This window comes from Halomicrococcus pelagicus (assembly GCF_050954125.1).
In genome coordinates this window covers 146,249-158,341 of the sequence record NZ_JBPBWC010000004.1, presented here as the reverse complement: position 1 = coordinate 158,341, position 12,093 = coordinate 146,249, and the positions used below count along the sequence as shown (strand labels likewise).

The following is a 12,093-nucleotide window of genomic DNA, read 5'->3' as shown; positions in this document are numbered from 1 at the left end:
CGTGCTTATTTATCGGTCGCCCGCGTCGGTCACTGTCGGATGATAGACAGTCACTTCCACCTCTGGACCGAGGACAACTCCACCCCTGAAAAACGGGCCGAGCGCGCGTCGCAGGTCCGGGAGATGGCCGAGACGATGGGAGTCGACCGAATCTGTCTCATCGGCGACTTGGGCGAGACCGTCGAGGAGTGTCGCCGCAACAACGAGATAGTGGCGTCGTACGTCGAGGAACACCCCGACCTCTTCTACGGGTGGGCCCGGGCGAACCCGCGGTGGGGCGACGACGCCGTCGCGGAGTTCGAGCGCGCTGTCGAGGACGACGGTCTCGTCGGCCTGAAGAACCACTTCGGTCCCGGGGACATCTGCGGGTCGGACATGAAGGTGTCGAACCCCCAGTTCTTCCCGCTCGCGGAGGCGGCGGCGGAGATGGGCGTTCCCATCATCGTCCACGTCGGGCAGCGCGAGGAGCCGTATCCGGAGGAGTACCCGACCGAGTCGTACACGGAGGACGTCATGGAACTGGCGACTCGGTATCCGGACCTGCAGATTATCGCCGCTCACATCGCCGGCGGCGGCGACTGGGAGTACCGTATCAAGAACATCCAGCACCAGGAGAACGTCTACCTCGACGTCAGCGGGAGCGTTACCGATACCGGCATGCTGGAGATGGCCGTCGACTACCTCGGTGCCGACCGCCTCGTCTTCGGCACCGACACATGGTTCCTGCCGGGGGTCGGCAAACTTCTCGGGTGCGACCTGACGCCGGACCAGAAGGCGACGGTCGCCTACAACATGGAGGACCTCGTACCCGACGACGCCGCGAACAAGCTTCCGGAGGCGGAGGTGGACCGGCGCAGGGAGGAGATACGCGAGCGATTCGAACGGGCCGAGGAACCTGTCGCCGACACTGTCGTGGACGCGAACGCGTTCGTCGGGCAGTTCCCGTTCCGACCGGTCGACGCCGACCCGAACGACGTCCTCGCGACGATGGACGAGAAGGGCGTCGACCGGGCGCTCGTCTCGGCCGCAGAGAGCCTCTTCTATCGCAACTCCCACGCGGGTAACCGCGAGCTCCACGAGCGCCTGGACGGTAACGAGCGCCTGATTCCGATAGCGACCATCGACCCGACGTATCCAGCGTGGGAGGAGGACCTGGACGAGTGCATCGACGAGTTCGACATGCGAGCGGTGAAGATGCTACCGGCGCACCACGACTACGACCCGGACGCACCCGAGGCGAAGGAACTCCTGGACGCCTGCGCGGAGCGGGACGTCCCCGTCGTCGTCGCCGCGAGCATCGAGGACCAGCGCCAGCGCCATCCGCGAGTCGTCCTCAACGGGTTCGAGGGGATGCGGAGCAAGTACTTCTCGGACGAACAGGCGGACGCGATAATCGACCTGTTGCAGGCCTCCCCGGACGCCGACGTGGTCGTCGCCGACGCGTGGGACAACGCCGCCCGTATCGCCAGGGAGACGACCCAGTCGTACCCCGACGGCGTCCACCTCGACAACGCTGTCCGCGACGGGGAGACGCTGTTCGTCCTCGACGACCTCTACATGTTCTTTCCCCACCAGGGTGCCGAAATCGTCGACGACGTCGGCGTCGACAACCTCGTCTGTGGCCCGAAACTGCCGTTCCGCATCTTCGAAGCTCACTACGTCCACGTCGAGCAGTTGCCGGTCGACGACCAGGCGAAAGACCGCATCCGCCACGGGAACCTCGCGTCGATACTGGAGTAGTCAGGGCAGCTCGTCGAGGAACGCGTCCCAGACCGCGTCCGGTTCGTCGGCGGCGATTCCGGATATCGTTCGACAGCCGTCGTAGCCCCACGTGAACAGGCTGTCGACGCCGACGTCGAGGGCCGCACGCGTTGCCGCTCGAACGTCCGCCGCGGCACCCGCTTCCAGGTCGAACCCCTGCACCCAGAGCTGGCTGCGCAGGTCGTTGTCGGCCGCGAGGCTGCTCACCGTCTCGCCGAACTCGGCGACGAACGACTCGGGGTCGTTGGACTCACCGAACGCCTCCCAGTAGGGGTCGGTGGCGAGGACGTCGAGGTGGTCGTTCGTCGCCACCCTCGACCAGTCGCTGAACCCGTAGTCGGCCGTCTTCTTTGGCATCAGGCAGACGGCGTTCTCCGCGCCGCGTTCGTGGCCCAGCGCCATCATCTCGTCCAGAAAGTCGAGCAGCGACTCCTCTCGGAACCGCGTTACCGCCTCCGTCTCGGTCACGGGCATGGGCTCGTCGAAGCGCTCGCGGTAGCGCTCTCGGCAGTGCTCGCACCGACAGCTCCAGTCGTCGGCGGCGTACTCCCGGAACCAGTCGACGTTGTACCAGTGGGGCTCGTCCCAGAACAGCACGTCGGCGCCGATGTCGACGGCGTCGCGGGTCCATCCGCGGACGTACTCCCTGAAGTCGGGGTCGTTGAAGCACGCGGCGGGGACGCGCTCGCCCGAGGCGAGACGCTGTCGCACCGAAGGCTCGCGGGCGACGAGACCGGAGTACGCCTCGCCGCCGAAGACGCCGCCCACGGCCCAGGGGTTGACGTAGACAGTGAAGTCGCGGTCGTGGCTCGCGGCCACGAGGTCGGCCTTCGTTCGTTCGAAGTACTCGCGGTCCCGTTCGCTGAACGTGTGCAGGACGGCGTCTAGCCCGGCGTCGCGGAAGCGGTCGAGGTCTCGCTCTGCGTGCCGGACGTCCATCACGTCGAAGTAGCTGGTTCCAGTTTCGAGGCCGGTCATGTGAGTGCTCCGTTACCGTCACCCTCGTCCCCCCGGGAATTAGACCTACCGGTCGGCGTGGACGACCAGTTATTTAGGGTTCGAACCACCTTACCCGGTAGGATATGCCAGGGAGCACGATATACGAGGAGTTGGGCGTTCCGAGCGTGGTCAACGCGACGGGGACCAAGACGCGCATCGGCGGGAGTCGAATCCGCCCCGAAGCCCGGGAAGCGATGGATCGCGCGGCCGAGGCGTTCGTCCGCCTCTCCGACCTGCAGGCCCGGGCGAGCGACCTCGTCGCCGACGCCACGGGCGCGGACGCGGGCTACGTGACCTGCGGGGTGGCCTCGGCCCTCGCGCTCGGTACGGCGGCCTGCATCGCGGGCGACGACCTCGGCGCGATGGCCCGACTCCCCGACACGGAGGGGCTGGCGGACGAGGTCGTGATGGCGCGGACCCACCGAACGGGGTACGACCACGCCGTCAGGGCGTCGGGGGCCCGCATCGTCGACGTGGGGACGAACGACCGGCACCTCGGTACGGGGTCACGGAACGTCGAGCCGTGGGAGTACGCCGACGCCATCACCGAGGACACCGCTGCCGTCGCCTACGTGGCGAAACCGTACACGGAGCCCGACCTGAAGACGGTCTGCGCGATAGCTCACGACGAGGGCGTTCCCGTCGTCGTCGACGCAGCCGCGGAACTGCCGCCCGCGACCAACCTCGAACGCTTCACGGACGCCGGCGCTGACCTCGTCGCGTTCAGCGGCGGGAAGGCTATCCGGGGACCCCAGACGACGGGCATCCTCGCGGGTCGCGCCGACCTCGTCTCGTCGGTCGCGGCCCAGCACCTCGACATGCACGCAGCCGAGTCCGTCTGGGAACCGCCGACGTCGCTCCTCGATCCGGACGAACTGGGCGGCGTTCCCAGGCAGGGAATCGGCCGACCGATGAAGGTCGGCAAGGAGGAACTCGTCGGCCTCATCAGCGCGCTGAAGGCGTTCGTCGCGGAGGACCACGACGCCCTCGGGGAGGAGTGGCTGGCACGCTCCGAGCGGGTCGCGGACGCTCTCGATTCGGTTCCCGGCGTCGAAACGACGATAACCGCCACCGACAAGACGGCGGTCGCTCCCGAGGTCGCCGCGACGGTCGACGGCGACGCGGCCGGCGTCACGGCGACCGAGGTGGTCGCCGGGCTCCGCCGGGAGGAACCGCGCGTGTTCGTCGGGGCCGACAGCCTCCCCGAGGGATTTACCGTTAACCCCATGTGTCTCACCGACGATGAGACCGACTACGTAATCGACCGCCTCCGGGCGCACTTCGACACGTAACGACTCGCCCGGGGCGACGTATGCTCGACGGTCCCTCCACCCGCGAATGCCGGGGACGGAGCCGCGGAGCGCGGTCGTTACGGCGAGTCGAACTCGACGACGGTCTTGATGACGTCGTCGCCGGTTTCGAACGCCGCGTCGACCTCGTCGGGGGAATAGACGCCCGTTACCAGTTCGTCGAGGAACCAGTCGGGGAAGGCGGCCAGCGACTCCTTCGCCGCCTCGAAGTGCGGAACGGAGGAGTTGACGCTGCCGACGAGCGCCTTGTTCTCGAGGACGAACTCCCTGTGGAGTCGGCCGCCGTCGACGTCGAACGTCCAGTCCTCGGGGATTCCGAGCAGCGCGGCGACGCCGTTCGGCGCGAGCGCGTCGACGCACTCGAAGGCGTGTTTCGCGTACCCCGTCGCCTCGTAGACGAAGTCGACCGGTTCGTGGGCGTCGGCGACCGCCGGAACCGGCGTCTCCCGCGAGTCGACGTAGGTCGCGCCGAGGCGTTCGATGATGTCGATGGTCCTGTCGGGGCGGTCCCGCCGGCCGAGACAGTAGGTACGGTCGAACCTCTCGCCGAGCATCGCCAGCGTCAACAGCCCCAGCGGGCCGTTGCCCAGGACCATCGCGCTCTCGGGCGTCCACTCGAACGTCGACCGCGACCCGTACGCGAGTTCGAAGGCCTTCTCGGAGTTGCTGATGGGTTCGATCAGGAAGGCGTGTGGCGCGAACTCGCGGGGGACCGGGACGAGAAACTCCGCCGGACTCGTGAAGTACTCGGCCATGAACCCGTGAGCGCCCGCGATGCCGCGCTCGCGGTACATCCCGTCGGGTGCCATGTCCGGCTCGCCCGCGTCGAAGTACCGATTCGACCCGTCGGCGGGCGGCCGTCGCACCGTGGGCACGACGACGTCACCGGTCTCCAGGTCAGTGCCGTTGGGGTCCTCGACGACGCCGACCGCCTCGTGGCCGAGGACCTGGTGGTCGGCACCCTCCGGAAACCCGCCGTGGTTGCCAGACAGCACCTCGTGGTCAGTTCCGTCGATGCCGACCCGCAGCGTCCGGACGAGCGCCTCGTCCGCCTCGGGTTCCGGACGCGATTTCTCGATGACGCGCGGCCGCGACTCCCCGCGGCCGACGACGATGGCCTTCATTGGTCGGACGCGACGACCTCGATTTCGACGCCGATGTCGATGGGTAGGTCGGCGACTTCGACGGCGCTGCGCGCCGGATACGGTTCCGTCATGTAGTCGGCGTACACGTCGTTGACGGCGTCGTAGTCGTCCATGTCCCGGACGAACACCGTCGCCTTCACCACGTCGTCGAGCGACCTGTCGGCGGCTTCGAGGACGGCGGCGACGTTTTCGAGCGTGCGCGCGGTCTGTTCCCGAACGGTGTCCCCGACTATCTCCCCCGATTCGGGGTCGACGGGGCCCTGGCCGGAGACGTAGATGCGGCCGCCGTCGCGGACGGCTTGCGAGAAAGGACCGATACTCGGCGGTGCTTCGTCGGTGTTGATCTCTTCCATGACTCGTCTACACCCTCCCGCGGCGGTGACATAAATCCCTCGCCGGTCCCTGCGACGGGAACCGTCGAGCGGGGTGGCCGTTCTACTGGGTCCGTGGCCGAGAGCGGATTGCGGTGCGTCTCACTCGTCGCGGTAGTCGACCGACACGGCCTCGCCGCGGTCGATAGACCGGTAGGCGGCCTCGATGACGGCGGCGACCGCGGCGCCCTCCTGCCCGGTCGTCGCCGGCTCGCGTCCGTTCGCGACGGCGTCGACGAAGTCGGCGACGAGCGCGCGGTCCGGGTTGGACCCCCAGAACGGCCAGGTCGCGTCGCGGTCGCCTCCGCTGCCGACGCGGAGCAGCGTCTGGTCGAAGCAGTCGATGGTCGCGACGCCGTCGGTCCCGTGAAGTTCGAGCGTGGCGTCGCCCCACGTCGGCCACTCGTCCGGCCGACTCCACGACCCGTCGAGTGTTATCTGCGTACCGTCGCCGAGTTCCATCGAGAGCAGGTTCACGTCCTCGACCGGAATGTCGTTGAACCGCGTTCCCGACTCGGCGTACACCTCCCGGACGCGTTCGCCGAGGAGGTGGTGGACGAGGTCGAGGACGTGGGGCGAGTGGTCGACGACCGCCCCGCCGCCGCTCCGGCTGGGGTCGACGAACCAGCCGCCCGGGCACCGACCGCGGTTCGTCCCCGTGACGGCGTGTACGTCGCCGAGCGTGCCGTCGTCGAGCGTCCGCTCCACTCGTTGCACGGGTTCGCTGAACCGGAGCGGCATCGCCACGCCGAGACGGACGCCGGCGTCCTCGCAGGCGGCGACGGCGGTGTGAGCGTCGTCCGGGTCGGCCGCGAGGGGTTTCTCACACAGGACGTCGACGCCGGCCGCCGCCGCGGCCTCGATGCGGTCGCGGTGCGCCGCGTTCGGTGCGCAGACGACGACGCCTGCCGCGCGGTCGAGCAGTTCGTCCGTGGAGCAGTAGTCCGTGCCGTGCTCGTCGGCCAATCTCCGGCCCCGGTCTGCGTCCTCGTCCGCGACGCCGACGAACTCCGCGTCTGCGTTCGTGTCGAGCGCCGCAGCGTACGCACCGGCGTGAACGTGGGCCGCCGAGAGGATGCCGACGGGAACGCTCACGCGTCCACCTCCGCTGGCGCGACCGGCGTTCCGCTGGCGGCCGACCGCCGCGCGGCGAGCGAGAGCCGCATCGCCGCCATCGCCTCGCCGATGCCGACGTCCGGCGCGATTCCGTTCTCCAGGCAGTCGACGAAGTGCGCGAGCTCGCGGTAGTAGCCGTCCTCTGCGACGGGACTCTCGACGGTCACCTCGTCGCCGGTGAACTCCCGATACGGTCGGGCGTCCTCGCTGTCCACCGCGACGACGCCCTCGTCGCCCGCAAACTCCAGGGACGTCGTGAGTTCGCGCGAGTCGGGTTGCGCCCACGACGCCTCGACGTAACCCGTGGCCCCGTTCGCGAACCGGAGCGTCACGGTGCCGTGCTGGCGCGCGCCGTCGCCGGTTCGCCGGGCGAACACGCGGTCGACGTCGCCCCAGACCCAGCGGAGGTAGTCGAGGTCGTGTATCGCCAGGTCGAGGAACACGCCGCCGCTCTTGTCCGGATCGGCGAACCAGTTCGCCGACCCCCACTGCGGGAACGGCGAGAGTCGCCGGGCACGCGCGACGCCCGGCCGCCCGACCACCCCCGCGTCCACCTCGCGCTTGGCGGCTGCGTACTGCGGGAAGTAACGCAGAACGTGCCCGACCATGATCTGCACGCCGGCCTCGCGCACTGTGTCGCGGATGGCGGCGGCCTCGTCGAGCGACCGCGCCAGGGGCTTCTCGCAGAAGATCGCGAGACCGTGGTCGGCTGCCGCGTCGACGATGTCCGCGTGCGTGTGCGTCGGCGTGCAGACGTCGACGGCGTCAGCGTCGCTCTCCTCGCAGGCCGTCACTGTGTCGGTGTACGCCGCGGCGTCGAGGCCGTGACGGTCGAGGAACGGTTCGGGACCGCTCGGTGAGACGACGGCCTCGACGGAGACGTCGTCCATCCGCTGCCACTGGGGAACGTGCGTCTCGGCCATGAAGCCCGTTCCGGCGAGTACGAGTCGTTGCATGCGGGAGCAATGGCCGGCCACCGTAATGAACGTCGGGGTGGGTTCCTCGCTCCGGTCGCACCGGAGTGGTACATCCCCGCCGGGCAGTGACTGCCCGTCACCCGCCTCCGAGACGGCAGGCGTCTGCGCCGGAGCCCCACCACCATTTATGTCCCCTCGCGAACTGGTGTCGAGCGATGACGACCGACACACTTCGCGTCCTCGTCGTCGGCGCGCACCCGGACGACTGCGACCTCAAGGCGGGCGGCCTCGCGTGCAAGTACGCCGACCGCGGTCACCACGTACGGTTCGTCTCGATGACGAACGGTGCTGCCGGGCACCACGAACAGGCCGGTGTGACGCTGGTCGAGCGACGCCGCGCCGAGGCGAACGCGGCGGCCGACGTCGCCGGCATCGAGTTCCGCATGTTCGACAACCCGGACGGTCGGCTCCGGCCGTCGCTCGAGAACCGCGACGACGTCATCCGACTGATACGGGAGTACGCACCAGACCTCGTGCTGAGCCACCGGCCGAACGACTACCACCCCGACCACCGGTACACGGCGCAGCTCGTCCGGGACGCGGCGTACATGGTGACCGTTCCGAACGTCTGCCCTGCGACGCCGGCGCTCGACCGCAACCCCGTCTTCGCGTACCTGAGCGACGCGTTCGACCGACCGTACCCCTTCTCGCCGGACGTCGTCGTCGCCGTCGACGACGTCGCAGACCGAAAGTTCGAGATGCTCGACCGTCACGAGTCCCAACTGTACGAGTGGCTGCCGTACAACGAGGGCGTGCTCGACGAGGTGCCGGACGACCCCGAAGAGCGGTACGAGTGGCTGCGCGACGGGGGCCTTCCGCACGTAGAGGCCCTGACCGACGTCGCCGACCGCTACCGCGAACGACTCGTCGAACGGTACGGGGTCGACGGCGAAGACGTCCGGTACGCCGAGGCGTTCGAGGCCAGCGAGTACGGCCGGCCGCTCACCGACGAGGCGGCCGACCGACTGTTCCCCTTCTAACCCTACTCCAACCGCCAGGCCGCACGTCCGTCGTGGGAGTCCTGTAAGATAAATTACCATATACCGACACCGTTATAGAGGATGCATTTGACCCTCGAACGATGACAGACATCCTCCTGGCCGGCGAATCGTGGGTGACCGTACAGCTCGAAATCAAAGGAAGGAACGTCATTCGGGCCAGCGAATACGGCGAGGCCGCCGACCGGTACGTCCAGTTGCTCGAAGGGCTGGGAGCGTCGGTGACCTACCAGCCGTGTCACGTCGCCGCGGAGTCGTTCCCCCGGACGCGCGAGGAGCTAGACGCGTACGACCTCGTCGTCCTGAGCGATGTCGGCGCTGACACGCTCCAGATAACCGAACGGGTCGCTGCGGGTGACACCGACGCTGACCGGTGTGCGCTACTCGCGGAGTGGGTCCGCGACGGGGGCGCGCTCGGAATGGTGGGCGGTTACATGAGTTTCGCAGGGAAAGGCGGGCAGGCGCGGTACGGCTCGACCCCGGTCGCCGACGTCCTCCCGGTCGAGGTGTCGACCGGCGACGACCGCGTCGAGAAGCCCGCGGGTGCCGTCCCACAGAACGCCGGCGTCCCCGACGCCGACCTGCCCGAGGAGTGGCCCCACGTCCTCGGTTACAACCGGTTCGCGGCGAAACCGGAGGCGGAGGTCTGGGCGACGGTCGACGACGACCCCTTCCTCGTCGTCGGCGATGCCGGCGACGGGAGTGCGTTCGCCTACGCCACCGACTGTGCTCCCCACTGGGCCCCCGAGGCGCTGCTCGACTGGGAACACCTCCCGACGGTGTGGGAGCGCGTCGTGGACCGGGTGACGTGACGTGTCCCGTCGACGTGCGGGCGGTACCCGACCGTGTTACGGCCCGGGCGAACGCTTGAAGCACTTCGCCCGCCATTCGTAGCACATGGGCGACACGCTCCAGGTGCTCTCGTACAACGTTCACGGCGGCATTGGCGTCGACGGAAGACTCGACCTCGACCGCGTGGCTAGCGTCGTGCGGCGGGTGGACCCCGACGTCGTCGGCCTCCAGGAGGTCGACCGCCGGTTCCGGGCGAGCAGCGAGTACGAGGACCAGTTCGCGGTGCTGCGCGACCGACTGGACGCCCACGGCGTGTTCGCACCGGCGCTGGAACGGGAGGCGACCGACGACTCCGGCGGCGACCCCCGACAGTACGGCAACGCCGTGCTGAGTCGCGGCCCCGTCCGGTCGTCGCGGACGCTCGAACTGCCGGCGGACCCCGAGTCGGAACGGCGGGTCCTCCTCGTCACGGACGTCGAACTGGAGGGGACGTCCCTGTCGTTCGCCACGACGCACCTCTGCCTGACCGCCGACGAACGCCGACGGCAGGTCGGGGCCATTCTCGACGTGGCGATGGAGACGCAACTGCCGCAGGTGCTCGTCGGGGATTTCAACGCCTCGCCCGACAGCGCCTCCGTCTCGGCGCTCACCGAGACGTACGTCGACGCGTTCGACGACCGCGGCGCAGGCGACGCGCCGACGTTCCCCGCTTCGTCGTCGGACGCCGGAACGGGCGAGTCGACGACTCCGGAGCGCCGCATCGACTACGTGTTCTGCACGCCGGACGTCACCGTGCGGTCGGTGAGGCGGGTCGACTCGCCCGCGTCGGACCACCTCGCGCTGACGGCGACGCTCGAACTGCCGTCGTAGGGGCGGCTCAGTCGCGTTCGCCGGTGCGCTGTCTGAGCGTCGCACCCACGGGGTCTCCGCGCAGTCGGTCGGTGACCTCGTCGTCCTCGACGGCGTCCGCCAGTTCGGCGAGCGCCGTCTCGTAGACGTCGAGCGTGTAGGCGACGTCGTCGGTCGTGTGACTGTACGACGGCAAGTGGGTGCCGGAGAAGAGGACGCCGCGGTCCATACACTCCTGCATGAACAGGCTCTTGGCGGCGGTGTCGACCTCGCCGTCCTCGTCGTGGAACCGCACCGCGAACCGCCACGGATACCCCGTGGCGCTCGTCCGGTCCGCGAGTCCGTACTCCACGGCGAGATCGTTGTAGCCGTCGCGGAGCGTCCGTCCCCGCACGGCGATTCGGTCGGTGACGTCCTTCTTGCGGATCACGTCGATGCAGGCCTTCGTCGCCGCCAGCGACATCGCCTCGCCGGCGTACGTCGTGGAGAAGAACACGTCGTCGTCCTCCAGCGTCCGCATCACGTCCTCGCGGCCGGCGAGCGCCGATATCGGGAACCCGTTCGCCATCCCCTTGGCGAAACAGCCGAGGTCGGGCGTCACGTCGAAAAACTCCTGCGCGCCGCCGAGGGCGAATCGGAAGCCGGTCAACACCTCGTCGAAGACGAGGAGCGCGCCGTGCTCACTGGTCAGTTCGCGAACCCGCTGGAGGAAGTCGTCCTCGGGCGGGTGGAGGTTCACCGGCGTCGTGACGACGGCCGCCACGTCGTCGGGGTGCGCCTCGAATATCCGTTTGAGGCTCTCGACGTCGTTATACTCGAACGTCGCAGTAAGGTCGGCGGTCGACGCGGGCACGCCCCGTTCCATCTCCGTCGCGCCCGTCCACACGTCCGGCCAGCCGTGATACCCCTGCGTCGCGACGACGTCTCGGCCGGTGTACGCTCGGGCGATTTTCGCGGCGAGCGTCGTCACGTCGTTGCCGTTCTTGGCGAACCGCACCATCTCCGCGCAGGGGACGATGTCCGTGAACAGTTCCGCCACCTCTACCTGGAGAGGGTGGGGCATCGAGAACGTCGTCCCGTCGTGAAGTTGTGCTTCGACGGCGTCGGTCACGACGGGATAGTCGTAACCGAGGATGACCGGCCCCAGCGCCATCGTGTAATCGACGTACTCGTTACCGTCGACGTCCCAGACGTGCGACCCCTCTCCGCGTTCGACGTGTGTCGGGGCGACGCCTCGCACCCAGTTCGATGGCCCCTTGCTCTGGGTCTGTGAACCGCCTGGGATGACGTCGGTCGCACGGTGCAACAGCTCCTGCGAGCGTTCCAGCGGACGTTCGTCTGTCGGAACTCTCCGCTTGTCGTCCATTGCCGTGAGAACGTGACCGCGGACGAATAAATCTTCGTCCGTCCCTGTCGATTCCCGTTAACAGGACGCGGGCCGACATCGGTGCGTCGTTCGTCCGCCGTCCTCGTCTCGGAATCGGACCTCCCGAGCGGAGTTTGACTCTTCGAAACGCAGTGATGCCGAACCAGCTACTGCGGTACCGGTAAAGGGCGGTGAGTCGGTCCGACGCAGGGTTTTCCGCCAAAATCTCACCACGCGTCCTGTAATCACTGGCGACGTGACGCTCACTCCTCCTGACCGCCTATGTTTCCGGTTACCAAACGATGGCCCATTCGGCGTCACAGTCGTTACATCACCATCTCTGTAAAGGACAGGCCGGTGAAAAGTGTTGAATCGCGACTTGCTCATAGCCAACGAGGAGCTCTAGATG

Annotated in this window: 11 protein-coding genes; 5 read left to right on the top strand and 6 right to left on the bottom strand. The window is 68.3% G+C overall.

From position 1 onward, the window contains the following. Positions 1-39 precede the first annotated feature (39 nt). Positions 40-1,740, top strand: a complete 1,701-nt coding sequence (locus ACRYA2_RS10530) for an amidohydrolase family protein (protein ID WP_433627471.1) — start codon at positions 40-42, stop codon at positions 1,738-1,740. On the opposite strand, the gene ACRYA2_RS10525 is transcribed toward ACRYA2_RS10530, so the two are convergent. Then, on the bottom strand, positions 1,741-2,739 hold the full coding sequence (locus ACRYA2_RS10525; protein ID WP_433627468.1) for a hypothetical protein: 999 nt from the start codon (positions 2,737-2,739) through the stop codon (positions 1,741-1,743). Between the two features lie 104 nt (positions 2,740-2,843). Between ACRYA2_RS10525 and ACRYA2_RS10520 the strand changes: the two genes are divergently transcribed. Next, positions 2,844-4,052, top strand: coding sequence for an aminotransferase class V-fold PLP-dependent enzyme (locus ACRYA2_RS10520; protein WP_433627465.1), 1,209 nt, complete (start codon positions 2,844-2,846; stop codon positions 4,050-4,052). Positions 4,053-4,129: 77 nt separating this feature from the next. Here ACRYA2_RS10520 and ACRYA2_RS10515 read toward each other — a convergent pair whose 3' ends face one another. From ACRYA2_RS10515 to ACRYA2_RS10500, 4 genes are all read right to left on the bottom strand, one after another. Continuing rightward, entirely contained in the window at positions 4,130-5,194 is a 1,065-nt protein-coding gene (locus ACRYA2_RS10515; RefSeq protein ID WP_433627463.1) for a glucose 1-dehydrogenase, read from the bottom strand. Further along, complete coding sequence (locus ACRYA2_RS10510; RefSeq protein WP_433627460.1) at positions 5,191-5,568, bottom strand: Rid family detoxifying hydrolase; 378 nt, start codon at positions 5,566-5,568, stop codon at positions 5,191-5,193. The genes ACRYA2_RS10515 and ACRYA2_RS10510 overlap by 4 nt, the downstream gene beginning before the upstream one ends. A 120-nt stretch (positions 5,569-5,688) precedes the next feature. Next, positions 5,689-6,681 (bottom strand): Gfo/Idh/MocA family protein, encoded by a 993-nt coding sequence (locus ACRYA2_RS10505; RefSeq protein WP_433627458.1) that lies wholly within the window; start codon positions 6,679-6,681, stop codon positions 5,689-5,691. Further along, complete coding sequence (locus ACRYA2_RS10500; RefSeq protein ID WP_433627455.1) at positions 6,678-7,658, bottom strand: Gfo/Idh/MocA family protein; 981 nt, start codon at positions 7,656-7,658, stop codon at positions 6,678-6,680. Before ACRYA2_RS10500 ends, ACRYA2_RS10505 begins: the two co-directional genes overlap by 4 nt. 176 nt (positions 7,659-7,834) lie before the next feature. Here ACRYA2_RS10500 and ACRYA2_RS10495 point away from each other — a divergent pair, with 176 nt between their 5' ends. The 3 genes from ACRYA2_RS10495 (at position 7,835) to ACRYA2_RS10485 (ending at position 10,339) form a co-directional block, all read left to right on the top strand. Continuing rightward, positions 7,835-8,659, top strand: coding sequence for a PIG-L deacetylase family protein (locus ACRYA2_RS10495; protein ID WP_433627452.1), 825 nt, complete (start codon positions 7,835-7,837; stop codon positions 8,657-8,659). A 101-nt stretch (positions 8,660-8,760) separates the two neighbouring features. After that, positions 8,761-9,489, top strand: coding sequence for a glutamine amidotransferase (locus ACRYA2_RS10490; protein ID WP_433627449.1), 729 nt, complete (start codon positions 8,761-8,763; stop codon positions 9,487-9,489). Between the two features lie 85 nt (positions 9,490-9,574). After that, entirely contained in the window at positions 9,575-10,339 is a 765-nt protein-coding gene (locus ACRYA2_RS10485; RefSeq protein WP_433627446.1) for an endonuclease/exonuclease/phosphatase family protein, read from the top strand. Positions 10,340-10,346: 7 nt separating this feature from the next. On the opposite strand, the gene ACRYA2_RS10480 is transcribed toward ACRYA2_RS10485, so the two are convergent. Next, positions 10,347-11,684: an aminotransferase class III-fold pyridoxal phosphate-dependent enzyme gene (locus ACRYA2_RS10480; RefSeq protein ID WP_433627444.1), complete on the bottom strand. Its 1,338-nt coding sequence runs from the start codon at positions 11,682-11,684 to the stop codon at positions 10,347-10,349. Positions 11,685-12,093 lie beyond the last annotated feature (409 nt).

Excerpts from the sequence above, each read along its gene's own strand:
- ACRYA2_RS10530 (WP_433627471.1), top strand. The coding sequence starts at position 40 with ATGATAGACAGTCACTTCCACCTCTGGACCGAGGACAACTCCACCCCT.
- ACRYA2_RS10500 (WP_433627455.1), bottom strand. The coding sequence starts at position 7,658 with ATGCAACGACTCGTACTCGCCGGAACGGGCTTCATGGCCGAGACGCAC.
- ACRYA2_RS10490 (WP_433627449.1), top strand. The coding sequence starts at position 8,761 with ATGACAGACATCCTCCTGGCCGGCGAATCGTGGGTGACCGTACAGCTC.
- ACRYA2_RS10515 (WP_433627463.1), bottom strand. The coding sequence starts at position 5,194 with ATGAAGGCCATCGTCGTCGGCCGCGGGGAGTCGCGGCCGCGCGTCATC.
- ACRYA2_RS10520 (WP_433627465.1), top strand. The coding sequence starts at position 2,844 with ATGCCAGGGAGCACGATATACGAGGAGTTGGGCGTTCCGAGCGTGGTC.
- ACRYA2_RS10485 (WP_433627446.1), top strand. The coding sequence starts at position 9,575 with ATGGGCGACACGCTCCAGGTGCTCTCGTACAACGTTCACGGCGGCATT.
- ACRYA2_RS10525 (WP_433627468.1), bottom strand. The coding sequence starts at position 2,739 with ATGACCGGCCTCGAAACTGGAACCAGCTACTTCGACGTGATGGACGTC.
- ACRYA2_RS10510 (WP_433627460.1), bottom strand. The coding sequence starts at position 5,568 with ATGGAAGAGATCAACACCGACGAAGCACCGCCGAGTATCGGTCCTTTC.
- ACRYA2_RS10480 (WP_433627444.1), bottom strand. The coding sequence starts at position 11,684 with ATGGACGACAAGCGGAGAGTTCCGACAGACGAACGTCCGCTGGAACGC.
- ACRYA2_RS10495 (WP_433627452.1), top strand. The coding sequence starts at position 7,835 with ATGACGACCGACACACTTCGCGTCCTCGTCGTCGGCGCGCACCCGGAC.